Annotated in this window: 20 protein-coding genes; 13 read left to right on the top strand and 7 right to left on the bottom strand. The window is 51.8% G+C overall.

Annotated features, from left to right (window positions below; genetic code table 11):
* The first annotated feature begins 2 nt into the window (after positions 1-2).
* From G491_RS29410 to G491_RS0104475, 3 genes are all read left to right on the top strand, one after another.
* Positions 3-839, top strand: coding sequence for an HD domain-containing protein (locus G491_RS29410; RefSeq protein WP_169829385.1), 837 nt, complete (start codon positions 3-5; stop codon positions 837-839).
* Positions 832-1,254: a QcrA and Rieske domain-containing protein gene (locus tag G491_RS0104485; protein ID WP_028313734.1), complete on the top strand. Its 423-nt coding sequence runs from the start codon at positions 832-834 to the stop codon at positions 1,252-1,254. Before G491_RS29410 ends, G491_RS0104485 begins: the two co-directional genes overlap by 8 nt.
* Before the next feature lie 544 nt (positions 1,255-1,798).
* Positions 1,799-2,056 (top strand): TfoX/Sxy family protein, encoded by a 258-nt coding sequence (locus G491_RS0104475; protein ID WP_012609484.1) that lies wholly within the window; start codon positions 1,799-1,801, stop codon positions 2,054-2,056.
* A gap of 468 nt (positions 2,057-2,524) precedes the next feature.
* Here G491_RS0104475 and G491_RS0104465 read toward each other — a convergent pair whose 3' ends face one another.
* Positions 2,525-2,836, bottom strand: a complete 312-nt coding sequence (locus tag G491_RS0104465; RefSeq protein WP_028313731.1) for a hypothetical protein — start codon at positions 2,834-2,836, stop codon at positions 2,525-2,527.
* 685 nt (positions 2,837-3,521) lie between these two features.
* On the opposite strand from G491_RS0104465, the gene G491_RS0104455 reads away from it, so the two are divergent.
* Entirely contained in the window at positions 3,522-3,734 is a 213-nt protein-coding gene (locus G491_RS0104455; RefSeq protein ID WP_028313729.1) for a hypothetical protein, read from the top strand.
* A 698-nt stretch (positions 3,735-4,432) separates the two neighbouring features.
* Here the strand turns inward: G491_RS0104455 and G491_RS0104450 are convergent.
* Positions 4,433-4,825, bottom strand: coding sequence for a zinc-resistance associated protein (locus G491_RS0104450; protein ID WP_012609487.1), 393 nt, complete (start codon positions 4,823-4,825; stop codon positions 4,433-4,435).
* Between the two features lie 317 nt (positions 4,826-5,142).
* Between G491_RS0104450 and G491_RS29405 the strand changes: the two genes are divergently transcribed.
* Both G491_RS29405 and G491_RS0104440 read left to right on the top strand, forming a co-directional pair.
* Positions 5,143-6,954: an ATP-binding protein gene (locus G491_RS29405; RefSeq protein ID WP_084511311.1), complete on the top strand. Its 1,812-nt coding sequence runs from the start codon at positions 5,143-5,145 to the stop codon at positions 6,952-6,954.
* Between the two features lie 10 nt (positions 6,955-6,964).
* Entirely contained in the window at positions 6,965-8,341 is a 1,377-nt protein-coding gene (locus tag G491_RS0104440) for a sigma-54-dependent transcriptional regulator (protein ID WP_028313728.1), read from the top strand.
* Positions 8,342-8,422: 81 nt separating this feature from the next.
* Here G491_RS0104440 and G491_RS0104435 read toward each other — a convergent pair whose 3' ends face one another.
* The 3 genes from G491_RS0104435 to G491_RS0104425 form a co-directional block, all read right to left on the bottom strand.
* Positions 8,423-10,990, bottom strand: coding sequence for a PAS domain S-box protein (locus G491_RS0104435; protein WP_084511309.1), 2,568 nt, complete (start codon positions 10,988-10,990; stop codon positions 8,423-8,425).
* A gap of 183 nt (positions 10,991-11,173) precedes the next feature.
* Positions 11,174-12,814, bottom strand: coding sequence for a prenyltransferase/squalene oxidase repeat-containing protein (locus tag G491_RS0104430; RefSeq protein ID WP_028313726.1), 1,641 nt, complete (start codon positions 12,812-12,814; stop codon positions 11,174-11,176).
* A 284-nt stretch (positions 12,815-13,098) separates the two neighbouring features.
* Positions 13,099-15,141 carry a TonB-dependent receptor gene (locus G491_RS0104425; protein ID WP_035217767.1) on the bottom strand — a complete coding sequence of 681 codons (2,043 nt, stop codon included), beginning with the start codon at positions 15,139-15,141 and terminating at the stop codon, positions 13,099-13,101.
* A gap of 120 nt (positions 15,142-15,261) precedes the next feature.
* Between G491_RS0104425 and G491_RS0104420 the strand changes: the two genes are divergently transcribed.
* Both G491_RS0104420 and G491_RS29400 read left to right on the top strand, forming a co-directional pair.
* On the top strand, positions 15,262-15,984 hold the full coding sequence (locus G491_RS0104420) for a YdjY domain-containing protein (RefSeq protein WP_028313724.1): 723 nt from the start codon (positions 15,262-15,264) through the stop codon (positions 15,982-15,984).
* Between the two features lie 46 nt (positions 15,985-16,030).
* Complete coding sequence (locus tag G491_RS29400; protein ID WP_051327029.1) at positions 16,031-17,212, top strand: prenyltransferase/squalene oxidase repeat-containing protein; 1,182 nt, start codon at positions 16,031-16,033, stop codon at positions 17,210-17,212.
* A 242-nt stretch (positions 17,213-17,454) separates the two neighbouring features.
* On the opposite strand, the gene G491_RS0104410 is transcribed toward G491_RS29400, so the two are convergent.
* Both G491_RS0104410 and G491_RS0104405 read right to left on the bottom strand, forming a co-directional pair.
* Positions 17,455-18,549, bottom strand: a complete 1,095-nt coding sequence (locus G491_RS0104410) for a hypothetical protein (RefSeq protein ID WP_028313723.1) — start codon at positions 18,547-18,549, stop codon at positions 17,455-17,457.
* A 207-nt stretch (positions 18,550-18,756) separates the two neighbouring features.
* Positions 18,757-19,827, bottom strand: a complete 1,071-nt coding sequence (locus G491_RS0104405) for a tetratricopeptide repeat protein (protein WP_157467972.1) — start codon at positions 19,825-19,827, stop codon at positions 18,757-18,759.
* A gap of 200 nt (positions 19,828-20,027) precedes the next feature.
* Here G491_RS0104405 and lptF point away from each other — a divergent pair, with 200 nt between their 5' ends.
* The 5 genes from lptF to G491_RS0104380 are packed head-to-tail and all read left to right on the top strand — an operon-like array spanning position 20,028 to position 26,030.
* Positions 20,028-21,224 carry an LPS export ABC transporter permease LptF gene (gene lptF, locus G491_RS0104400; RefSeq protein WP_028313721.1) on the top strand — a complete coding sequence of 399 codons (1,197 nt, stop codon included), beginning with the start codon at positions 20,028-20,030 and terminating at the stop codon, positions 21,222-21,224.
* Positions 21,221-22,282 (top strand): LPS export ABC transporter permease LptG, encoded by a 1,062-nt coding sequence (gene lptG, locus G491_RS0104395; protein WP_028313720.1) that lies wholly within the window; start codon positions 21,221-21,223, stop codon positions 22,280-22,282. Before lptF ends, lptG begins: the two co-directional genes overlap by 4 nt.
* 16 nt (positions 22,283-22,298) lie before the next feature.
* Entirely contained in the window at positions 22,299-23,552 is a 1,254-nt protein-coding gene (locus G491_RS0104390) for a 3-deoxy-D-manno-octulosonic acid transferase (protein ID WP_028313719.1), read from the top strand.
* Positions 23,545-24,651 carry a tetraacyldisaccharide 4'-kinase gene (lpxK, locus tag G491_RS29395; RefSeq protein WP_051327028.1) on the top strand — a complete coding sequence of 369 codons (1,107 nt, stop codon included), beginning with the start codon at positions 23,545-23,547 and terminating at the stop codon, positions 24,649-24,651. The genes G491_RS0104390 and lpxK overlap by 8 nt, the downstream gene beginning before the upstream one ends.
* Complete coding sequence (locus G491_RS0104380; RefSeq protein WP_028313718.1) at positions 24,651-26,030, top strand: NAD(P)/FAD-dependent oxidoreductase; 1,380 nt, start codon at positions 24,651-24,653, stop codon at positions 26,028-26,030. The genes lpxK and G491_RS0104380 overlap by 1 nt, the downstream gene beginning before the upstream one ends.
* Positions 26,031-26,077 lie beyond the last annotated feature (47 nt).

The following is a 26,077-nucleotide window of genomic DNA, read 5'->3' as shown; positions in this document are numbered from 1 at the left end:
TCATGCGCCCTGGGCAAGACATAAGCCGATACACCGCATGGTTCCGCAACTATGCCAGCAGCTTTTGCGGAGACGACGGCCAGGTTTGGGACGCTTGCGCCCTGAAAACCCGGCATACTTTTCGGGTCATGGGCGAAATCGGAGTGCTGGGCAAGTCCCTGTTTCTTTCGTCCCGTGAAATGCGCCTTGCCAGGATGATGGCTCTACTTCACGACGTGGGGCGATTCACCCAGTATGCCAGGTTCAAAACCTTTGTGGACGCCGTCAGCGTGGACCACGGGGATGAAAGCGCGGAAATTATCGCCAGGGAAAACCTGCTGGAGGACTTTCCTGAATGTGAACGGCGGCTGATTTTGTATTGCGTAAAATGGCATAACAAAAAGGAAGTCCCGGCGGATGCGTCCCCGGAAGGGGAGTTCTTTCTTCGCCTGCTCCGGGACGCGGACAAGCTGGACATCTGGCGGGTGGTGTGCGCCCATTACAACGGAAAAATGGAAGCGCCCAAGGAAACCGTGGAATTGGGGCTGCCTGGAGATCGAAGCATTTCGCAAAACGTGCACAAAGACATTATGGCCGGGGGCATCGTCAACTCCCTGGATTTGAAAACCGCTCCGGATTTTATGGTGTTGCAAATGGGGTGGGTTTTTGACCTGAATATCGACAAGTCATTTGTGCTGTTGAACAAAAGGGCGTATCTGGAAAAAATCGCCCGGACCCTGCCTCCCTGCCGGGAGGCCCGGGAAATCTATCAAAAGGTGCGTTCTTATTTGGATGAGCGCCTGCAAGGCAAACGGGAAATCAAGACGGTTTCCGCAACAGGAGACGCAAACAATGGGTAAGCAAGGTCTGAAAAGAGGCTTTATCAATCGCATATTGGGAGTGCCTGCAACCAAAACCCCGCAGGACTCGGATTGCTGGTCGTTCCGCGACGGCGTAATCACTGTGGATTTGGGTCAGGCGCCCGAACTTTCCAAGCCCGGCGGCTCCATACGTCTGGAAGGCGGCGATTTACCTGAGAGAGTGCTGGTGTTCCTGGGGGATGACGGAACATACCGGGCCGTGAAAAATCGCTGCACGCATATAGGGCACAGAAGGCTTGATCCCGTACCGGGGCAAAACTGCGTTCAGTGTTGCAGCGTCAACGGTTCCATGTACGAATATGATGGCGCCAATCTGAAAGGTCCGGCGCCTCATCCCATAAAAACATACCAAGTGGTTAAGGAAGATAATGCGTTGATTATTAAATTAGCTTGAAAAATTTGTTATATTGTTGCAACATAGGGACCGGACAGGATTTGCCCGGAGTTAGGCTTGAGAGTTGCACGTCCGGTTAAAGGATTCGGGAGGCGGATATGCAGAGGGACCTGGGGCCTAAACTGGGATGGACCTTAGGAGGAATAGGCTCTTTTCTTTGGGCGCTGATTCTTTCCGGAGTTCTTTTGGCAAAAGGCAATTACGCCGGCGCCTTCCTGGGCGCAGGGCTTTTTTGCCTTGCAATGGTTTACTTGAGTGTTTTCTCCCCATGGAAGTATCCTGACACTCCTTTCCGGAAACTCTATTTGGGCCTGATAGGCATTTTGACCCTCACGGTAATTGGACTGCTGTATTTTTGGCTGCCTGGGGGACAAGCCCTAAAAACCCATTTTCATTTAGTGTTTCTAATTGCGCCGGGAGCTTTGCCTGTTTTTACTTTGGGCAAAAAAACCTGGAGAGAACTAAGGACTCCCCCTCAGTTCCCGCAATCATCCCACGATAAACGGGAATAGGGAGTTCGCAATGCTAACAGATGGAAGGTTTGATGAGTCAGAAAGTAGAAGAACTGCAGAACATTGGCAACACCATCGCAAAACGCCTCAACCATATAGGCGTTTACACAGAAGACGACCTCCGGGCCATCGGTCCGGTGGAAGCCCACAGAAAAATCCGGGACGCATATCCGGGAGCCCGACTTCCCCTCTGCTACTATCTCTTTTCTTTTGAAGGAGCCCTCCAGGGCAAGCGTTGGGACGGCATCGGCGATAAACGCAAAGAGGAATTGAAGGAACTTTTAGGCTGATCTGACGCATACATAAGCGGCCCAGGCCGTATTAGACCTATTGGTGTATAAGGGAAATTAAGACGAAGCTCTTTTACATCCGTAGATTTTTTGCAGAAAAACGCCGAAAGTAAGGGCGGCGTATATTCAAAAAACGCCGCAGGCCATTGGTTTTTCAGCGGTTGCATCCCGCAGCTCAGGCCTGCTTTTAGCGCCCTTGACTTTTTGAGCATCCAAATAAAGCTCCAAAAAAGAGTGACCCCCTTTCCCAACGCGGGAAAGGGGGCCGGGGATGATGAGGAGTGATTGAGATAGGAATAACTGCGGTATAATGTCTTTATTGGGTTTATCCGATCATCTTTCCTCGTTCTCGCCTCAACTAAGGGGACCGGGCCGGCTTTCGGTCGGGGGAGGGTTCTTTCCGAAAACCGTCCCGGGGGATTGAGGAGATAAAAGAGGGATGATCGCGACCAGCCATTTTTCCCGGGCTTATCGCCGGCAGTATCCGCCGCCGGCGCGAAACCCGCGTCCGTAATGGCCATAGCCGTAGCCTCTGCCGGCAAGGGGTCCGGCGACTCCGGCTGCTTCAGCTTTCATGCTCATCAGTTCTTTTTGTTCAACAATCTCCTTTAATAAGTTATTGCAGGCTTCCTGGTTTTCGCCGGTGTATTTGCTACAGGCGAAAGCATATTCCATTCTGCGGCGGCCGTTTTCACGATCAAAGCAATTCCAGGCCATGGCCGATCCGGCCAGAAGTCCGATGATTGCCATGGTCGTCATTCCTGCTGCTAATTCCATCATAACGCCGCCTTTATGGTTATGGGGTTTTGTTCAACCCTGTTCTTGTTTATTTTGGCAGCCTCGCTGCTCTTGCCCTTCTATATTGGCAACAGTCGTGCCAAGTACGATAATAATTTTTTAATATATTGAATTTATTTATAATATTGAGTTCGTGCTAATTTTTGGGGGAATAATTTGCTGTATATGCAACCCGATATATGTAACCTTTTTATCCATTGGATCGCGTCGCATGGGTACACGTGGATAAAAAATACCCGGTTGTCCTTGCAGTGGATAAAAACCGCTTCTCTACAAAAGGCAACCCCCCTTTCCCAGTATGGGAAAGAGGGGCCAGGGGATGAAGAGGGGATGAAGAGGGGAATATACTGCGGTATTTAACTTGTTATTTTAATTGCTAAAGTATTCTTTCTTTAATTACTTCGCCTCATGTTTCCCCTCGAAAGAGGGGCCTCGGACCGGCTTCCGGTCAGGGGAGGGTTCTTCCCGAAAACCGGTCCGAGAGATAGAGGAGGTTGGGGATGATGAAACGTTGGGCCATTCCGGCTGCCGCAGGGATCAGCGTTGTCCTCCGCCGCATCCTTTCCGGCCCCTGACTTCCCAGGCTAAGGTCATTGCCGGCAAGGGGTCCGGCGTATCCTGCTGGGTGAGTCTGGCACACAATTGCAATGCTTTGTGGAGGCCGACCATGGGTTTGTTCGCTATGCTTTCAGATAATTTTCTCATTAATCAGCCTCCTTATGTTTGCGGCGGTCTGCGCTTGATCTGTTTTGTTTTTGTCGCCGCCGCCGTTCTTGCCCTCCTACATAAGCAATGGGCGTGCCAAAAGAAAGATTTAAAGTTTAAATATTTGTTTTTATTAGATAAAAATCTAATTTCCGGCTCGGAAAGGACTGGCTGAAAAATAAAAAACGATTTGAGCGCTGTAACTTTTTTATCCACTATGATGCATCGGAGGGAAACAGTTGGGTAAAAAGTAGCCGCAGGCCGTCAATTGGCGTTTCGGGCTATTATATTCATAATCCTTCGGCTATGGGGGGCTTTATACGGGCCATGAAAGCCCTGGGCATGGTTTTTGATGGCAAGTCGCTTTCATTAGAGTACGTTTCGTCCTAACTTTATCCCGCCGCCCTCCACGGGGATGCGGGAGACCGGCGGATATTGCAGCGGACGGGGCTCGGAATCACCCTCGGAATTTTCGTTGACCTTGAAAGATCGTCATCCCGGCAAGGGCGATCCGCTTTTCAGGATCGTCCGCAAGCCGGGACCCAGCGTCATTTTGGATTTACCTTTGAGTATTATTACCTGTTTAAACGCAGTTTGGTATAAGGGTATAAAGCCTTTGACATCCTCCAAAATGAACAACCCCCCTTTCCCAATGCGGGAAAGAGGGGCCGGGGGATGAAGAGGGGATAAAGAGGAGAATATACTGCGGTAATTTACTTTGTTCGTTATATTGTTAAAAAATACATTTACATATTTCTTATCCAAACTACGATGATGTTTGGACCGGCTTTCGGTCAGGGGAGGCTTTCCGAAAACCGGTCCAGGTATAGAGGAGGTTAGGGATGATGAAAAAACAGGCCTAGTAAGATACGGCTATCGCCAGCAATTTCCGCCGCCGCGCCTTCCCTGGCCTTTGCAGCCGTAGCCATTACCCGCAAGAGGACCGGCGATTCCGGCTGCGTCCGCTTTAACGCGGAGCTGCTCTTTGATGTCAAATATTTCTCGCGAAATCTTGCCCGCTGCTTCGGCGTCCGGATTGGCGCTGGACATAACCGCATCCAGTTGGGTGCGTTTGGCAGCCAGGTCCTTGCGAAGGTCCGCTGTTTCGCTTAGGAATTTGTTGCGGGCCTCCAGGCTCTCGGCATTGTAGTTGTTGTAGTTGGCCCCATAGCCGCGGCCGCCGCCCCAGCATTCCCAGGCCAGGGCTGATCCGGCCAACAGGCCGACCATGACCAATGTTACGACTCCGGTTGCTAACTTCTTCATGTAATTGTCTCCCAGTTTAAAGTTTAGAGTTTCCGCCGCATGTTTAATATTTGGCAGGGTAATTGCTCTTGCCATCTGTATAGGCAACAGGCGTGCCAAATGGTTTAAAAAGTAATTAATAGCCTGATTTTAAAGCTAATAGTCGTTTTTTTTGAGCTGTCTTGGCGGCTGAGGAAGGCAAAAACGCCCTTGTGGAGTGTATCAATTTTACCCGAAAGTTCGGTTTTGATGGATACAGGGTGTTTACAAATTATACAGGTGCGATATTATGGGGCAGACTGTGATGGTTAATTTTACCCGCCGGCAAAGGATCAAACATGCTGTTTAGAAAAAAATCGCGAGACATGGACGAATGGGCCCCCATGCCGCCCCTGGTGGTGGCCAGCGCTTCCTTGATTCTTCTGGCCGCCGTCGTGGCCATGACCGTCAGGGACATTAACAGGCAGCGGCATCATATGTCCTATATTTTAAGCGAAAAGGGCGCCGCCATCATTCGCGCCGTGGAGGCGGGCGCCAGAACCGGCCTGATGGGCATGCGCTGGGGCGGGAACCAGGTTCAGACCTTGTTGGAGGAAGCGGCGGGGCATCCCGACATTTTATATATAGGAATTGTGGACAAGGATGGAAAGATTTTGGCTCACAGCAATTCCTCCAAAATTGGACAAACTGTGCCCAACCGTTTTTCCCGCGACGCATTGAAAACCACAACCAGCGGGCTTTGGCGCATCGTGGGGGTGGAAAAAAAGGTCAAAGCCTTTGAGGTGTATCGGGCCTTTTGCCCTTTGGCCGGGCAGGGAAAAATACGGGGCCGGGGCATGACCATGCATGTGGATCCGAATACGGGCCAGGCCCGGATGGACTGGTGCTTTTCCTCCAAGGGCGATTCCAGCGACCAGATAATCTTTGTGGGCCTGAATATGGCGCCCTTTGAAAACGAGCGCAGCGTCGATATGCGCAACACCCTGCTCATGGCCGGGCTCATATGCCTTATGGGGCTGGGCGGCTTTCTCGCCTTGTATTGGGCGCAAAGCTATCAGGTGGCCAGGCGGATGCTGCAGGATACCAGCGCGTTCGCCAAGGAGGTGGTGACCAGCCTTCCTGTGGGCCTTATCGCCATGGACGCCGCGGGCCGGGTGGCTTTTTTCAATCATTCCGCTGAGATCATCACCGGCTTGTCTCGCATGAAAACCCTTGGCCGGGACGCAAAAAAGATTTTTTCGGAGCACATGGAAGGTCTTGTGTATCTTTTGGAGCCAGGGATTTCCGTGACCGAGCAGGAGATCGAATGCGAGATTAAGGGCAAAGGCGTTTTTCCCCTGAGCGTCAGTTCTTCGGACATCCTGGGCGAGCAGGGCCATTACGTCAGCAGGATCGTGATTCTGAGGGACTTGCGGGAGGTCCGGGACCTCCAGGAGCAGGTGCGCCGGCAGGAGAAGCTCTCGGCCATCGGCGAGCTTGCTGCAGGCGTGGCGCACGAGATCCGCAATCCTCTCAGTTCCATCAAGGGATTGGCCACCTATTTCAGTCAGAAATTCGACAAAGGCTCCGATGATGAGGAAATCGCCCAGGGCATGGCCCGGGAGGTGGATCGCCTCAACCGCGTGGTCAGCCAGTTGCTGGATTTCGCCCGGCCTTCGGACTTGACTTTGCGGCCCATGGATATCAATGAGTTGATACCCCATTCCCTGAAACTGGTGAAGCAGGACGCTCTGACCAGGAATATCAACATCATCAGCCAGCCTGGCGGAAAACCCGCCTTTGCCATGGCCGACGCAGACCGTCTGACCCAATGTCTGCTTAACTTGTACCTGAATGCCATGGCCGCCATGAATAAGGGCGGCGTATTGACCGTGCGCACCGCCGTGGAGGACTCCGGCGACGTCCGCGTGGAAGTGGAGGATACGGGAAAAGGCATTCCTTCCCAGGATCTTAACCGGATTTTCGACCCCTATTACACGACCAAGGCCTCCGGCACCGGCCTGGGCCTTGCCATCGTGCACAAAATCCTGGAAGGCCATCACGCGCGCATCAAAGTGGAAAGCAGACCAGGCCAGGGAACCCTGGTCTCCATGTTTATTCCCGGAGCAAAAAACGCCCAGGATCCGAAGGCGAAATCAGGGCAGAAATAACGAGGCGCCTATGAACTTGGAAAATAACGCCGATATTCTGGTGGTGGACGACGATGAGGGCCACCGTAAAACCCTTTATACGGTTATTAAAAGTTGGGGCTATAACGTAAAAACCGCAGAGGACGGATCCATTGCCGTGGATATGGTGCGGGAAGGCCCCTATGACGTCATTCTTATGGATGTGCGTATGGCGGAAATGGACGGCATTCAGGCCCTCAAGCTCATCAAGGAGTACAATCCCTCCATTCCCGTGCTGATCATGACCGCCTACTCCTCGGTGGAGTCCGCCATCGAAGCCATGAAAACCGGCGCCTATGACTATCTGACCAAGCCCCTGGATTTTGAGGACCTGCGTTTGACCATTGAGAGAGCTAGGGAATACGCAGGCCTGAGGGAGGAAAATAAGGAGCTGAAGCAGGCCCTGGGCTTTCGCGCCGGACTGCGGGATATTATTGGAAAAAGCTCGGTCATGAAAGAGCTTACCGACATGGTGAGCATGATCGCCCCTACCGAAGCCACGGTCCTCATCACCGGAGAAAGCGGCACAGGCAAGGAACTGGTGGCCCGTTCCATCCACGAAGGAAGTCAGCGCAAGGACGGCCCCCTGGTCGTGCTCAACTGTGCTGCCCTTACTGAAACCCTGTTGGAGTCGGAGCTCTTCGGCCACGAAAAAGGGGCCTTTACCGGAGCTGACAAGAAAAGAGACGGCAGGTTCGTCCAGGCGGACCAAGGGACTTTGTTTTTGGACGAAATCGGCGAAATGCCCCTGACCATGCAAGCCAAATTTTTACGCGCCATCCAGGAAAAAGAGGTCCAGAGGGTGGGCAGCGACGCGACGGTCACGGTGGACGTCCGCATTATCGCCGCCACCAACCGGGACCTGGAGCAGGAGGTGGCGGAAGGCAAGTTCCGGGAAGATTTGTTTTATCGCCTGAACGTGGTGACGCTCCGCATCCCCCCCCTGCGGGAGAGGGACGGGGACATTCATCTGCTGGCTCAGTATTTTCTGGAAAAATTTGCGGAAAGAAACCGGAAGCACGTCAAAGGCATAACCCCCCAGGCCATGGACATGCTGTTGAAGCATCCCTGGCCGGGAAACGTGCGGGAACTGGAAAACGCCATGGAAAGGGCGGTTATTCTCCTGACCGGAGACTTCATTACGGAAAAGGAGCTGCCCTTAAGCATTTGCGGACCCGTATGCGACGACGAGCCCATGGAGCAGATAGAGCAGGAGCCCATTCTCCAGTCTTTGGAGGAAGTGGAGAAAAAAGCGATTCTGGCGACCCTCAAGGCCGTGGACGGCAACAAAAGCGAGGCGGCGCGCAGGCTGGGCATCACCCGAAAAACCCTGCACAGCAAACTGGCCAAATACGACTACACCGACTAAGGCCCATTTAACATAAAGGATTTTGGCGGCCGTGGAAGCATTTTTCACGGCCTTTTTAAATGGCGTGCACCGGATAACCCCTTACAGCTGACTTTCTTCCTTTTGCTTTCTTTTAATATACCAATCCTCTTGACCATATAGTTCTTCCAGACATCCCTGGCACATGCCGTGGCTGAAAGAAGCATCGGAATGCTCCTCGAGAAACGTTTCCAGATTATTCCAATATCCCTGATCGTCGCGAATTTTTTTGCACCTGGAGCAAATCGGGATCAATCCCCGCAAGGTTTTTACCTCGGACAGGGTTTTTTCAAGCTCCTTAATGATTCTGTTTTTTTCGGATTCCGCCTGCTTTAATTCCGTAATATCCCTCATGATGTTGATGATCGTCTCAACCTCTCCATCTGCATTGAATTCCGGAGTTACGACAGCTTGAAATTCCCTAAATCTCTCATTATGAGCCCTAAAACCAAATGTAAAGACTTCCGGCTCTCCTGTTGCTAAAACTTTTTCGTGCTTGGTTTCAAAAAAATGACAAAGCTCTTCCGGCATTCCTATTTCTTCATTGGTTTTCCCCAAATACTCTTCCGGAGAAAGACCAGTCGCGGCGTACAGGGCGGGATTGGCGAAGATATGTCTGAAATTACGATCAAGTCTTACAATCAAATCATGAGTATTGTTTAATATGGACGCCATGTTCTGTTGGCTTTCCCGCAATGCCTTCTCCATTTGTCTACGCTGCGTAATATCCTGAATCGTGCCGAACAGTTCCAATGCGGCGCCGTCAGCATCGAGTTTTAAGTCTCCTATACCTTGCACCCAATATTCCTGTTGGTCGCTTTGATTGATAATTTTATACTCTCTGTCAAATTTTTGATGATTTCCAATCACATGAACCTGCAAGTAATCGATCATCTCTTCCTGGTGATCCGGATGGATGATTTGCTTCCATCCCTCGATATTTCGATTAAAACTTTTTCCTATCCCAAAAAGTTTATCCAGTTCGGGGGAATTTGTCCAATGTCCTGTTTTTATGTTGAAAACATAGTAACCCATTTTTGCAACTTTTTGCGCTTCTATCAGCCTTTTTTCACTTTCCATCAATAACGTTTGGGCCTTTTTCTGCTCGCTTAGGTCACGAATAGCTGCGACCCTCACTTGGCGGTCCTGGAAGGAAACCATTTTAGCATGAATTTCAATGGGGAATATCGACCCATCTTTTTTCTGGCCAAGAGTTTCATAAGATTTTTCATAACCGGACAACACTTTTTTTAGGACATCTTCCCGCTCACTGGAGGCCATCAAATCGACTGCATTCATGCCAACGGCCTCTTCCAGGGAATAGCCGAATATTTCTTCCAACGCCCTGTTAATATCGACAATTTTTTCCTTTTCAGTAATCAAAATTCCTTCAGATGATGCATCGGAAAGGCCTCGGTATCTGTTTTCACTATACTGCAATTCTCGCCCAATTTTTTTTCTTTTGGAAATCTCCTTGCTTAACGCTCCAATCCAAATGAAGGAAATTATAAGAACAAGAGACAACGAACCAAACACTATTTCACGGCGGTGACGCTCGAAAAACGTCATGTCCTTGAACAGTATTTTACTGCCGGGCGGCAGTGATTTTTCTTCAATGCCCCAACGTTTTAGCTGGCGCCAATCATAATAATACCCGTGGAACTCATCCGCCAAATTTGTGTAATCGGTTTTCTTTGCGAGGTCCGGATTCGTTATTATGGCGGCGATTTTTTTACCGACCAGCTCTCCGCTAAGCATATATCCGCCGGCAATGCCGCTCCCCATTAATGAAGTCCAAAGGCTGTATACCGGGACGCTGGCGTGACTGGAAATTTGTTTGGCGGCGTCATAGGGTATATGGCTATTTCCTTTTCCATCTTCAAAAAACAGAAGATAAAAAATTACGCTGTCAGGTTCCAAATTTGAGACTTTTTTTATTAACTGGCCCATGGGCAGGCCAATCAGAGGAACAACTCTTTTTTTGGGGGCTAACGCTAAAGTAATTTCGGTAGTTTTCTGAACTCTTTCCTTGCTGGCTTCTGTAGCTCCAGCAACCAAGTAAATGGTTTTGCCTTTGCTGACTGCCAAAAGCTGTTGCACTGTTTTTTCATAATCGGCTGTTACGGGAATTACCGTGGACCCATCATTACGAAGGCCTCCATGAATAGGATTTGGATTTACAATATATTTTTTGGAATTCTCAAATAAATCCGGATAATAATAAAAAAGTTTATTGGCGGGTCCGCTTTCAAAAATAACGTAATCCATTTGATGGTCTTTGTATTTTTCCAACAAATATTTCTCAAAGATATCAGGATGGTGCATACTATTGAAGCGCCCGGCGTCCATATATTCAAAAAATAAATTTGCATTTGAGGCATTGTTTTTCAAATGCTCTTTAAACCCATGTTCAATCTCTACCTGCCAAGGCATGCCCTGATGCCAGGAAAACACGAACAAAATATTGGTTCTGCTTGAGGCGTCGGCATTAGCAGGGCCGCAAACGGCTATCGCCGCAGCGAACATAAGGCTTGCAAATATAATGCATGGTTTCAGCTTCAACTTGACTCCCGGGGAATGGTGTTGATTGCTATCTTGTTGAATAAATTTATCTTTATTCCATACGGCCATACAACTTAATCTTTTTATCGCCCGGCGTTAATAACGCCCGGGCGGCGCCCGGCCAGTGCTTCCGCCCGCAGGCGTCCCGGTTCCGGCGTAATCTTTTGTTGAAATGCAAACAGGGGAAAGCGCTTGGCTCTCCCCTGTTAGGTTCCTTCGTCATAGGATTGTCTCTGGGTGACGCCGGCTTTTTTATTTCAGAGCCTTAACAAAGCAGATGGAGTCGGAGCTTTCCGTGCCGAACTCCACCTCAGCCGCTTCGGCGGCCGCCTCTTCCACCAACGGGCCGTCCGTTATGCCGGGAGCGCCCGGGTCCACGATTTCGCCGTTGGCGACGCCGTCCGCATCCTCCGGCCCGCCGTCGGTGAGCCAAACCGTAATGGTTTCCGCGACCGGGTCCACTTCAATGGGGGTGACTCCCTTCCATTCTCCGTTCTGGATCTTGAACCAGTTCAGATAGGGCTTGGGATCGCCGTTTTCGTCCACAAAGCTGTCAGCCACGTCGTTTCTCACGGCGTCTCTGGGCAGCTTGATGGTCAGTTTAGCCTGTCCGCCCACAGGGACGTGATGAAGCACGAATTCCACCGCGCCCACGGGCAGCTTTAGCCTGCTCTTGCCCTTCCAGCGGAAGAGGTCGGCCAGCCTGCGTTTGGCGCCCGTGATGGTGACTCCCCCTTCCGTCTTGAGAGTCAGCAGGCCCCGGATGGGATAATCGATTTCACCTTCCGCCTCGGGCACGTCGCTCACGCGCTTCTCCGGGCTTTCCACGTTGATGTCGGCGAAAGCCATGGACATCATAGCCCAGGAGGTGGCGATGATGTTGCCGCCGTCCAGGGAGTCGTTGCTGTCCCAATAGTATATCGGGGTTTCGTCTTTTCTGGCGACCGGAATAGCCAAGCTGGCCAGGACTGTCACCATGTCATCCACCCAGTCATGCTCCCCGACCTTGTTTTCCGTGCCTATGGCGGCGGTCAGGGCTTTGGCCCAGGCGTACAAATAATAATATTGAGGCGCCCCGTAGGGATCCTCCCAGTCGTAATTGTTTTCAAACCAACCCACGTTTCCTGGGGTTTCCGAACCTGAAACCACGCTGCCGACGGCGATGGGGTCGGTTTCATGCCCGATGAGGGACATGCACCAAAGCGATGCGCCTGTCATGGCCGGAATGTAGCTGGTGGAGCCGGGCCTGTATCCGCTGGCGCCGGTGGTGGAGTTGTAGTCCTTGGTGAGGTAGGTGTACAGCGCGTCCTTCCAACTTTCTTCGGCTGCATCCTGTATTGCGCCAAGATACTGCTCCGCGTAGTAAAGCCCCATGGCGGCGAACTGAGTGTTGGACAAGTCGCCGTTTGAGCTAGGGTAGTTGTAGTAATACCACCCCCCGTGGCCATTGCTGCTGGGGTTGATGTACTGGGTGTTCAGCAGGCTTTGCGTGGCGGACATTACCACGGTTCTTGTCACCGGATTGTCAGCGGCGTACATGGACAGGGCCATGACCACCGCCCCGTTGCAGTACGTGAAGTGGGAGGAGGAGCTGGCGTCGAAGTATTCTCCGTTAAACCGGGTTAATAGGTAATCAACGCCCTTTTTTATGGCTTCGTGATCCTTGGAAACGCCGGTGTCTATCAGGGCGGCCAAGGCCAGGGCTGTGCTGGTGGTGGGTTCTCCCTGATAATCGTCCGTCCAGGACCCGTCTCCGGCCTGTTGCGACAGGAGATAGGCCTGTCCTCCTTCTATGAGTTCCGTTGAGCTGATGACAGCCCCAAATCCAGCCGGGGATGAAAGAAAAAAACAAGCCAAGAATACGATGCCGTACATCGCCAAGCGTTTCTTCATTGTCGCACCTCCAAACAAAAAACATGCCTGAAAAAAGCGGGAACAACAAACAGTCAGCAAGTGATTATTCAGTTCAACTATCCCGGATCAGGAAAAAATGCTTCTCAATATCGCCCGATTCCATCCCTGGTGCGGGAGTCGCGTCCTTGGGAGTTCAGTAGTAAATTATCTGGCTGTTCTCCTGGCAGGTCAAGGGATTTCTAATGCGTCATAAATGGCTGCTTTTTTACGGCTCTCAAGAAAAATGGCTGGTTTTTCATGGGAAAAATCAATAGAGGCAGGTATCACACCCTAAGCCTTATCAATACCCCAACAGTGCGAGGCGCCCCATCTATGGCTAACTCGTTCACGCCCCAGGCGTACTTGATTTTTTCATATTCCTGGTCAAAAAGGTTTTCGCACCACAGAACCACGTCAAAATGATCCGCTTCGTACCCCGTTCGCAAATTAACCAGTTCATAAGCGCCTTGTCTGGCCGTGTTTTTGGCGTCTGCGTAAAATTCTCCGGTGAACATAACATCCCCCCGGAGGAAAAGGCCTGTTTTATGCCTGTACATGGCGCCCAGAAGGCCTGTGTACTTGGGGGCGCTGGGCAGCTTCTTGTCTTCGTAGTCGTATTTGATAAGCCCCGTGTAGGTGCTGTTGAACTCCGTGGCCGTCCAATCGTCAAACCGCGATTCGGCCCAACCGATGTTTCCGAATATGTCCAGCCCATGGATCGGGCGGACTCTGGCTTCGGCCTCAAAGCCCGAGCTGTGGGCCGAAGCGGCGTTGCGGATTTCCGTGGCGAAAATAGCGGGATCCACGTCAAAAACCTGTTTGTCGTCGATATCAATGTAAAATCCCGCCAGGCTGAAGTCGCACTTGCCGTTAAACATCGTCGCCTTCAAACCCGCTTCGTAATTCCACGTGTATTCCGGGCCGTAAGTAAAGGACGACGCCGTGCGCGACATCCCGTAATTATAGCCGCCGGCCAAAAAACCTTTGGCCGCCGAGGCGTAAATCATGGCCGATTCCGCGACGTCGCAGCTAAACGAAATTTTTGGCAGCCATTCCTCGTGGTCCATGCTTTCGCTGAAAGTCGTTTTGTTGGAAAGATCATGCATTGCGCCGTCCATGTCCTGGGAATCGAAGCGGAGTCCCCCGGTGAGACGCAAAAAGTCGGTAATGGACCAGACCGCCTGCCCAAATCCGGCGGCTCCCGTGGTTTCCATGTTGGTGACAAGATGCCAGTTGGCGGCGCGATTATAGTCCACTTCGGTGTCTTCCGAAAAAAAATAAGCGCCCGCCAGCCACTTCAGGGGGCCGTGCCTGTCCGGCGAGGCAAGACGCAACTCCTGGCTGAAGCTGTCGTCCTGATACGAGAAGTCAGCACTGGCGAAGGGCATGGGGGAGAAGTCGTTGTCCGTGGCAAAATCGTGCTCGTAGTCGCGCAATCCTGTGATGGACGTGACATGGACGTATTCATTCTTAAAATCAATGGACAGGGTCTGGCCGTTTCCCGACTGCTCGGAGTATAGGTCTGCGTCCTGGTTGATTTTATTAAAATCCGTAGCGTTGGGGCCGGTCATGTAACGGTAGACCCCCAGGCCGTCGTCCGTCTCCATTAGGTCCGCGTTCAGGTTGATGTCCCAGGCCGGGGCCGGCTGCGCCCTCAAGGCGATGCGTCCGGTAAAGCTGTCTTTCTTGGCCGTTTCATCGTCGTTGTTGTACAAATTCTCCATGAACCCGTCGGAATTGCGCTGCTGCAAGGCCAGGCCAGCCTGAAACTTCTCCTTGACGATAGGACCAGACACATTGCCGCCGACCCGATAGCTGTTAAAGCTGCCGTACTCCCCGTAGACCTTGGCGCGCAGTTGATCCGACGGCTTCTGGGTGATTACGTGAATCAGGCCGGATTCGTTGTTGCGTCCGTACAAAGTCCCTTGCGGCCCCCGAAGCGTTTCCACGCGCTCCACGTCCAGCAGGTCCATGTTGTACATGTAGTGCAAAGGCATGCTGACGCCGTCCACGAAAAAACCGGCAGGGGAGAATAGAGCCGTGTCAAAGGACGATATCCCCCTGATGGTCAGCACGTTTTCCGTGCCCGTGGCGCCCATATAGGCGTTGGGGATGAACCGGCTCATTTCCCGGGCGTCGCGCACCCCGCCGTCCTCAATTTGCCCCTCGGAAAGGTAAGTCATGGAAATCGGTGTTTTTTGCGGGTTTTCCTCCCACTTTTCGGCGGTGGCCACTACCGGTTCCAACTCCACGTCCTGGCAAAAAGCCGCCTGCGCGGATGACATGATCAAAGCCAACACAAGCATGCACAACAAAGTCCTCATCATTACGGCCGCTCTCCTGTTCTGAAAAAAAACTGTCACTAAAGATTTTCGGTATGCTATTGTGCACTAGTTATTCCAAGCACCAATCGCCTCCCGAACCATGCACGAATGTTAGGGGAAATTATGCAGTTATCGTCCAAAAAATGGCGCTGCGCCGGATTGTGTTTTTCCGTATTACTATCCTTATTGCTTACAAACGGCATAGGCCTGTCATCTTCAGATACGGGCGCCGATCCCGGACCGGAAAAAACGGCCGAAAACTTCATCCAAATGGGCCCGCTTACCATCAACAAAAGGTCCAAGCAGGCGACTATCAAGGTCAGAACGGCAATTGATCAGGGCGTCCTGGAATACTTGATGGTGGATGATCATGGAAAGGCGTATGAAAGCGCCTTTAAAGTGGATAACCTACTGCCTTCAAAACTAAATTTTACACTGCTGCTGCTTGGAATTGAGCCTTTAGATTACAATAAACTTCTCGAGCTGGCAAGAAATGAAAGCGGCCGGGAAGCCCTTTTGGCGCAGCATAAAAACAGCCTGGTTCGCATCTCCTTAGCGCGCGGTGAAAAAATCCTGCAACTGGATGAGTTCATCCATGACAGGGAAAAGGATAAAGGCGAATTGCTATGGGTCTTCACCGGAAGCCGGTTTACCAAAGACGGCAGATTCGTGGGCGACATCAGCCTGAGCCATATCGCCATGTGGCCGGACGACTCGGCGGTGGTCAACCTGTTTTCGGACCGGGGCAATCCGTACCGGGGGGAGTTGGGCTTTGTCATGAACCCGAAGAACAAGGAGTTGAAAAAGGATCAGGAGTTTGAACTGGTCCTTGAAGCGTATAAATGAAGATCATGAAGACGAAGTGCAGAACAATAATAGGGGAGGACTTTTCATGAAATCAAAATGCCTGGTCATGGGCTTGGTCATCTTTTTCGTTTTCGGCGTGGGGTTGGGGCTTTGCTCCGGCCAATCCGTTAAAATGCCTTCCGGCGGAATCTCTCCTGTCAGCGTGTCCTTGGAAAAATCCGCCGCTCATAGTTTGCAGACCGCCACGGAATTTTTGGTGGGCAGCCAGGAGGAGGACGGATCCTGGAGCAAAGATCCCGCCATCACCGCCCTGGTTGTGTACAGCCTGCTGCTAAGCCCGGGCTACGATCCGGACGGAAAGGCGGAAACGTCCATTGCAAAGGGCCTGGACTACCTCACCCAGTTTGTGCAGCCCGACGGAGGCATCTACAGAAAGGAATACCGCAACTACGTCACGGCCGTCTGCCTCATGGCCCTCACCCGCACCCAGGATAAAAAATATGCAAAAGCCATCACCGGCGCCAAAGACTTTTTGATCCAATTCCAATTGGACGAAGGGGAAGGCATCCAACAATCCAATCCCTATTACGGAGGGATTGGCTACGGCGGCGATACAAGGCCGGATATGTCCAACACCCAACTCGCCCTGGAAGCCATCCGGGCGGCCGAAGGCTTTGAAAAACAGTTTTCCGGCGTGCTTCTGGCCCAGGCCGGAAACATTGAGTCCGACGAACAGGAGCTTGGCCTGCACTGGAAAAAAGCGCTCATGTTCGTCAACCGCTGCCAAAATCTGCAATCCGTCAACGACATGCCTTACGCCGGCAAGGACGGCGGCTTCATCTACGAGACCGGAACCTACAAGCAGGATCGGAGCCATTCCTACGGCTCCATGACCTACGCGGGGGTTAAAAGCCTCTTGTACGCCAACGTGGACAAAAACGACGAACGGGTGCAAAAAGCCGTGGAGTGGATCCAGAACAACTACACCCTGGATTTCAACCCCGGCTTTGGAACCTATTCCATATTCTATTATTACATGACTTTTTCCAAATGCATGGCCGCCCTGGGAGAGGACACCCTCACCGACGCCCTGGGCCAGGAGCATCATTGGCGGGAGGACCTTGTTTCCAAGCTGGTCTCCATCCAGAAGCCCGAGGGATATTGGCAAAACCCAAGCAACCGCTACTGGGAAAACGTCAAACCCCTGGCCACGGCCTATTCGGTCATCGCCATGAAATTCGCCCTGGACTCCGACCAGGGATTTTGAGCTGAAAGGAACCGATTGAAAAGAGCGAAAAACCTGGAATGATATTAAAAATCCTGGGGGAAACTTTTTGAAAAAAGTTGTCCCCCAGACCCCCTATAGAAACTCTTGGTAATGGCGGAGCCTCGTGAAAATCAAAAAGGGAATCCTTCGTCCTCTGATTATTTGATTGGTTTTTGACTACCACACATAATGGATTATAGTGACATCTATTATTAATGGTCTTCAAAATTTTATGTGAAAAATTAACTAAGCATCCAATGTCTGGACAACAGAGCAAACAGAATATTTGCCATTATCCCCAAAAAAATACTAAGAAGAGCTGTCCCTATAAGAACATACCATTCTTTATTTCTCTTTTTTAGATATTTTTCTTTTGCTTCTTCAGACTTTTTCGATAAAAGAACAAAACTTGCAGGTCTATTGTCAGCTAATGATGCAGTGAATGCAAAAACAAAAAATGAAGCAATAATTGATAAAAGAATGAAAGAACCCACAATAAAATGAAATCTTTGTGTAGTTCCTTTAATTATCAAGTCCACCAAAAAATCGATTCTATAGCCAACGTCATTTGAAGCCCCTTTAAGGAGTTCAAACTGTGATGAAGCATGTTCTAAGTGCTGGTTAATAAAATTATTAGTGGAAAAGTAAGCTCCTATAAAGACGATTACAAGGAAAATTATTGCTACTCCTAACCCGAACTTAACATTATTGTCAGAAATAATTTTTCTCAGGCCTTCTTCCTCTGTAACCATATTTTCAATTTGGCCTGATAGTAGTGATTCAATATCCACTGCCCATGTGCGTGCAGTATGGTCAATACGAAACATGATAAAACTTTTTGAACGCCACATGAATATTGGATAAGCGATTGGATCATAGAGCGATTCGTTTAATACAGCTGTGCCTTTATCGGCAACAATTGTGAGGTCAATTTGTTGCTTTTCAGGGTGTTTTTTATCCTGGAATTGAATGAGATAAATCCATGTTAGATGGACAGAGGTTGAAACAAGTGGTCTCATCTCTCTGTAGTGTAAAAAATCTGTTAGGCTATTTAGCATTATGGAAGAATCGTCATTGTAAACGATTTTTACAGAAAACTGGACCAACTTAGCTTGATTTTGTTGTTGGATGCGCTGGTCAACTGTGTGATAAAGGTCTTCTATATCATGAGCATTTATAGAAAATGTTCCATGAATTACCTTTTCAATGCTCTGAGGTTTGCCCAAAAGACTGGAAATAAAACTGACAAAATTGTCAGGCGAGCATGGCAGCACAACGTTAAAATCTTCAGACACTCCCCCATCGACATAGCGTTCTCGAGCTTGCGTCTCTCTCATACCGCCTCCAAAAGAGTGATTTTCTGTGCAAATACAATCAATAATTGAAACTCACTATGATTGAAGATGCTTATCGATAAAAATAATTCCGAAAACTTTTAATTATATAGTAATTATCACTTCACTATCGACTTATCATGATGCTATGAAATAGTCAAAAGATTTCGTGGTGATTAAACCATTTTATAAGTTAAAGCACAGCCAAAATCAATGCAACATCGCGGGTTTTTTCAGGGGAATGCTGGCCAGGGAGTCTTTGGCGATGATGGTTTCCTCGGCGCTGGCGGCCGGGGAGAGAAGCACATGATTGTAATAGCCTGACGCCGTGGAGTAGCGGCATTGCTGCAGATAATAATGGCCCAGGCGCAGGTTGGCGTCCGCATAATAGGTGTGGGCAGGGTCCACCAGGTCCAAAACCCGCTCCAGAAGCGGGACCATTTCATCGTCTTCTTCCTGGTCGAATGCGATGGCGCCCAAACGCCATAAAATGCTGACTTCAAATTCCTGGTTTTGCCTGAGCGCCGGGTCCTGACCCCGATATTGCATGGCGGTTTCCAGGGCTGACTTGGCTTCCTTGTAATTTTCCAGCCGGTAGTGCATTTCGCCCATGTCGTAGAAGACCTTGGCCTTCAAGGCTTTGGTGTTCGCAATGGCCAGGGCTTCGTTGTACATGTCCAGGGCTTTGTCGATTTTGCTCAAAAAGCCGTACACCGTGGCCATGCCGGTCATGGCCCAGACCTTGTCCTCGGTTTCGTGGCTGGCTTCGTAAAAAAGCCCGTAATAGACCATGGCCTCGTCCAGTTCGCCCATGCTGTGATGCAAATCAGCTATGTGTGCGTAAACCTTGGGCATATGCGGATAGTCAGGATAATGATGGGCCAGAATGGTGAGATATTTCAGGGCAAGCTCCCCGTAGTCGTCCGCCTTGTCCAGATCCTGGCAATACAGGGACAGGTCGTAATAATTCATCCCTTTGAGCGAAACCACCTCCTCCAGGTTCTCAGGAACGTCTTCCAGAGCGTCCAGAGACTGCAGGAACGCGTCCGTGGCGGCCTCCCAATGGCTCAGGCAGACGTGGGTCACCCCTTTGTAGGAGAGGACGGTGGCCAGATCCAGCTGGGTCAGGGGCATGAGAGCCATGCGGTTGCACAGGTCCAGCAGGTCGTAATGCCTGCCTTGGGCAAAATACAGATCGCCCAGAGCGAACAGCGAATCCAGGTCCGCCGCTCCGCTTTTCATGGCCTCTTCCATGGTACGAATGTCGATGTCTGGTTTCATGGGGAACTTATTGGAAATACTCACTATAAAAATTTTACGCTTACAAATCGCTTGTCAAGTCGCGTACGCATACCTTAGCACAATCTTCTTTCATGATACAAGAGCGGCCCAAGGATTTTTTTCAAGGAACGAAGCCTGTTTGCAATTTTTTTGGTTTTGAGGGATAAGGGCATGAACATTAAACTGAAATCAGGTTTAGGGTGAGAAAAAAACACATTGTCTTTAAATACATGCTGGGAGAAATGCTCCCCCCCTTTGGGGTGACCCTCTTGGTTTTCGCCCTGATCTTTCTCATGACTCGGATGTTGCAACTTACCGATTATGTTGTAAATTTTAGGGTGGGGCTGGGGCATGTCATGATGCTTCTTATGTATTCCATGCCCTTTTTTCTGATTTTCGTCATCCCCATGTCCACCATGATGGCCGTGCTGCTCACCTTTTTGCGCATGTCGTCGGACAACGAAATCACCGCCCTGAAAGCCGCCGGATGGAGCCTGTACAGCCTGCTGCCGCCTGTTTTGGCCTTTTGTACGGCCGCGGCCTTGCTGACGGCGTCCATGTCTTTTATAGGACTGCCCTGGGGGCGGATGGCGGCCAAGGAGCTGCTCATCGACGTGGCCCGGCAGAACGTGGAAATCGGCCTGAAGGAGCGATCTTTCGAGCGAACCTTCAAAAACGTGGTCCTCTACGTGGGGTCCGTGGACGTGGAGTCCAGGACTTTGCACCACGTTTTCATCGAAGACCGCAGGGACAGGGAGCTTTCCAGCACCATCATGGCCTCCACGGGCCGGATCATCCCCAGCGACGGCGACGACATCTGGCAGCTTCGTTTGAACGACGGGGTCATTGTGCGTGCGGACCGGAAGAATCAATCCATGTTTACGGTGGATTTTGACAGCTACGACTTCAACCTCAATCTTGGGACCGCCCTGGGAGCCCGGGACGGCGAAAAAGATGAGGAGGAAATGTATTTCAAGGAGTTGCTGACATTCGTTAAACGCTACAACAAAAAGGACGACAGGTATTATCTGGCCCTGCTGGAAGTACATAAAAAGTTTTCCATTCCGTTTTCGTGCATCGTCCTGGGGCTGGCAGCCGTTCCTTTGGGCATCGTATCCCGGTCGGCGCGCCGCTCCTTTGGCGTGGCCTTGGGGCTGGGCTTGTTTCTGCTGTATTATCTGTTGCTGTCCGCAGGTTGGGTGTTCGGCGAGGCCGGCAAGTATCCGCCTATGATCGGCATGTGGGTTCCCAATTTAGTCATTGGCGCCATGGGGGGCTTTTCCCTGGTGCGCATGGCCAAGGATCGGCCTGTGGCCCTTTTTGCCTGGTTTCAAAACAAGGCTCGCATCCTGTCCGGAAAATGGGGCGGCGGAAAAGAGGCCGCGGCAAAGTCATGAAGATTATTTCAAAATACATAGCCAGGGCGCTTTTCAAGAACCTGCTGACCATCCTGTTCGCCGTGGTGGTGATCTATGTGGCTGTGGATTTTTTTGAAAAAATCGATGATTTCATGGCCGCCAAAATTCCTTTGCTGACAGTGGGTTATTTTTTTCTGCTGCGCATCCCCTATGTGGCGGCCCAGGTGCTGCCGGTGGGCGTTTTGCTTTCCGCCATGGTGGTGATCGGACTCATGGCCAAGCATAACGAAATCATCGCCTACGCCAGCGGCGGAGGCAGCAGTTTTTCCCTGCTCAAGCCCATAGCGGTCATGGGCGTCATTGCCAGTCTGTTTTTGTTCGCCTTTAATGAAATAATCGTCCCGGCCGCGGCGGCCGAGGCCAACCAGATTTGGTATCAGGACGTTCGCAAGGAAGGGGACGTGGGAACCAGGACGACCTGGTTTCACCGCAACGGGCTGATCGGCAGGGTGGATAAATACATCCCGGAAACCCACACGGCCAGGGATATCACCTTGAATTATTACGATCCGTCCTTTAAGCTGATTAAACGGATTGACGCTGATGATGCAACCATTTCCGGAACCGTCTGGACTCTGCGCAACGCCATGGAGTCTGTGAGCGGCAGGGCTTCCGATATCAGGCAGCACAAGGAATTGAAGGTGGAAATGGATTTTACGGCCGATCAACTGCATGACAGGGTCAAAAGGTCGGATGAAATGTCCCTGGTGCAGTTGAAGGAGCACATCCATAAAATTGAGTCCGAAGGATACAAAGCCGTCCGGTTTCGGGTGGATCTGGCCTCCAAAATATCCTTTCCGCTGGTTTGCCTGATCATGTCCGTGTTGGGCGGCGCCATGGCGCTTCGTGGAAAAAGGGGGGAGGGCTTGGCCGTCAACATTGTCATGGGTATGGGCCTGGCCTTCGCCTATTGGGTGGTGCACAGCCTGTGTCTCTCCCTTGGCTACGCTGGCATGTACTCCCCGATTTTTTCAGCCTGGACGGCGAATGCAGTATTTGCGGTGCTTGCGGCTGTTTTTATTTACGAACTCGCCTGATTTTTTTGGATGAAATATGGTGAAAGCCGTTTACAATCTGGCGCTCTGCCTGGGTGCGATTTTGTTTCTTCCTATTGGCCTGATGCTGGCGGCGCTCAAAGAAAAGCGGCGGGCGACCATGGGGCCCAGGCTGGGCTTTCAGGCATACCCCAAATGCCGCAAACCCATTTGGGTGCACGGCCTTTCCGTCGGCGAAATCAATGCGGCCGTCCCTTTGGTTTTGGCTTTGGCCCGAGCCTATCCTGAAAAAGATATAATCGTCTCCGCCTCCACCAAAACCGGCTACGAAAACGCCCGGGCGCAGTTGCAGGGCAGCGTCGCCGGCGTGGTGTATTATCCTTACGACCTGCCCTGGTGCGTTTCCAAAGCCCTGGATCAAGTCGATCCCTGCATGTTCATCCTGGTGGAGTCGGACCTGTGGCCTAACTTCATTTTTCAGTGCAAACAGCGGGGCGTCCCCTTGATTCTGGCCAACGGACGGCTTTCCGATTCTTCGTATAAGGGATACCGGAATTTGGGCTTTTTAATGAAGCCCGTGTTCCGGTGTTTTGACAAGGTTGGCGCGCAATCCAAAGAGGAAGGAGAACGATTCCTGAACATTGGCGTACGCCCGGAAACCATGGCGGTCGCGGGCAACCTGAAATTCGACCGGCCTTCGGCGCCGGACCTTTCGCCTTTGGAAATGCTGCCTGATTTTTCCGGTCCGGTAATGGTCGCCGGATCCACCCATCCGGGCGAGGAGGAGATTCTGGCCGGTTTATTGAAGGCCTGGAAGAAGGAGCACGGCCTGGCCATGATTATCGCCCCCCGGGACCCCAAAAGGGCGGGGGAGGTGCGGGATATTTTATTACGAAACGGCCTGGATGCGGCTTTGTACTCCCAACAGCCGGAAAAGGCCGATGCAGTAGTTGTGGATCAAATGGGCGTGCTGGCCGCGTTGTATTCCCGCGGCGATATCTGCTTTGTGGGCGGCAGCCTGCTGCCCTTTGGCGGGCATAATCCCCTGGAGCCGGCTGTGTTCGGCAAGCCTGTTTTATTCGGGCCGGACATGGGGGACTTCCCTGATATGACGGTCCGATTGCTGAACCAGGGCGGGGCGATTCAGGTTAAGGACTCTCAGGAACTGGCTCAGACGGTGGATGCGTTGCTGAACGACCCCGCCCGAGGCGTCAAGATAGGCGCAAACGCCCTGGAAGTCATTCGCCGGAATCGAGGCGCCTTACAAAGGAACCTGAATCTGGTTCGGGAGTTTATTGAAAACCATGAGTAGCCTGCGGCGGCGGATAGAAACGGTCATGCGATCCGGCCCTGATGAAAATATGGGCCTGACGGGCGCGGTATTGCGTCTTGTCTCCCTGGTATACGGCCTGGTCATGCGATTGCGGTATAAGTTGTACCAAAAAGGCTTTTTCAAGACGGGCAAGGCGCCCTGCATGGTGGTTTCCGTCGGCAATATTACCGTCGGCGGAACGGGCAAGACGCCCATGGCCATTTATTTGGCTCGTTTATTTAATGATTGGGGGCTGAACGTCGCCATTGCCAGCCGGGGCTACGGCGGGACCATGCAAAAGCAGGGCGGTGCGGCGTCGGACGGCAAGGACATTTTGCTCACCCCGGCTGAAGCGGGAGATGAACCCTGGCTGATGGCCGTCAAATTGCCCGGCGTTCCCGTGGTTGTGGGCGGGGATCGGGTCAAGTCCGCTAATTTATGCGCGTCCCAGTTCGGAACCCGGATTTTAATTTTGGACGACGCGTTCAGCCGCCTTGCCATTGATCGCGATCTGAATCTGTTGCTGGTGGACTCCCAGGCCCCCTTCGGAAACGGTCATGTTTTTCCCCGGGGCGTGCTGCGGGAGCCTGTTGAATTCGCGGCCAGGGCCGACGCAGTCATCAGAACCCGGGCGGACAGGGGCGCCGGCCAAGCCGCGCTGCCGCAGGGCAAGCCGGTTTTTTCCTGCACGCATAAGCCCAAAGGTTTTTTAGAGTATTTTCCCCAAAAAGGGACGAGTGGCCCGAAAATCGTCCGGCATTCCCTGGACGATTTGAAAGGCAAAAAAGTTGCGGCGTTTGCGGGCATTGCGGATAATCAGGGTTTTTTTGACAGCCTGTCTTCCTTGGGCGTTGCGGTGCTGGAGCGCCTGTCTTTTCCGGATCATCACGCATACACACTGCGCGATAGGAACATCATTGTGGAGACCGCCATCAAGGCGGATGTCAAGGCCCTGATCACCACGGAAAAGGACTTGGTCCGGCTTACAGGATGGGACGCCCACGGCCTGGATTTGTACGCCCTGGAAATCGCCCTGGAGTTTGAGCAGGCCCAAAAGTTTGAAGACTTTCTGAAATCAAAATTGCAGATTGGAGAATAATGAACCCGGACACAGTGGTTATAGGCGCGGGAACCGGCGGCCTGATCGCCGCCCTGAAAATGGCCCAGGAGGGCCTGGGCGTATTGGTTTTGGAGAAAAATCCGGAAGACTGCCACGGCAATACCTGGCTGAACGACCTGGACCTCCACCCCTTTGACAAATACGACCTTCCCAAGCCCTTGCCCGAGGAGCTGGCCTTTCCGGTCCATCGCAACATGCGAGCCAACTCCAGCAACGGCGACGCAACCATCGTTATGGAAAACATTCCCAACTACGCCTTAAAGGTGTCCCTGTATCAAAAACGGCTGGTGCGATTATGCCGCGAGGCGGGCGTGGAATTTCAATTCGGCGCCACAATCATCGATTTTTTGAATAACGGCAAGGCCGTAACCGGTGTGATTGTTGAGGCTGACGGCGCTCCCCGGGAAATCCCGGCTAAAGTCACGGTGGCGGCCTGCGGCGCTTTTTCTCCCATTTTGGAAAAGATTCCGGCTTTTTGCGACTTCAATTTTTCCTGCCGCCCCGACGATCGGGTGCACGCCATCCAGGAGTTGTGGAAGATCAAGCCGGGGCCTGCCCGGAAAATGGTGGACGAGGGCATCCTCACCCCCAATGAGATGGTCTTTTACGTGGGCGTGCCCGGCGGCGGCTCCTTTTCCACCTTCATGTATCAACTGGACCTGGATCAGGAAATCATGGCTTTGCTGGCCGGGTGCAAACCCCAAAATCCGGACGTACTGTCCCCGCGGGAGCTTATTGACGATTTTAAGGACAATCGCCTGGGATTCTGCACGGAGCGCATTTACGGCGGGGGCAGGGCCATCCCCATGCGCAATCCCCTGGACAACCTGGTGGATAACGGCATTGCCATAGTGGGAGACGCCGCCTTTATGGCTTCCCCGGCCAACGGGTCGGGAACGACCCCTTCCATGGTCGCCGGCGCCCAATGCGGATGGACAATCGCAAAAGCCCTGAACGCCGGTCTGGAGCCTACTAAAGAGCATCTGTGGGGATATAATGCGGCTTTTCAAACCGGCCTGGGCGCCATTTTCGCCGGATATTACGTAGCCCACCGGGTGCTAACCACCTTTACGGAGCAGGAAGTGCAGGAGCTTGTACGCCGCAAGCTCATAGACCCCAGGCAGTTCAAGAACGTGCACGACGCCCGGCCCTTTAGTGTGGCGCCCCTGCAAGGCCTGGGGCTTTTTATGAAAGCCCTGCCCGTATTAGGAACCCTGATCGGCTTTGTAAAGCATGGGGCGAAGATTCCCATCATCACAAGACATTATAAAAATTTCCCAAAAACTTACGACCCCGAGGCTTTTGAGGAGTGGCGGAGGCGTGCAGAAAAAATCCTAAACCGCCTGGATGTAAGCTGACTGCAACAAAAAGTGGATGGCAAGCGCGCCGTGCGCCTATTCTTGGA

The sequence above is a fragment of the Desulfatibacillum aliphaticivorans DSM 15576 genome, assembly GCF_000429905.1.
GTDB lineage: Bacteria > Desulfobacterota > Desulfobacteria > Desulfobacterales > Desulfatibacillaceae > Desulfatibacillum > Desulfatibacillum aliphaticivorans.
This window is presented reverse-complemented; position numbering and strand designations above follow the sequence as displayed.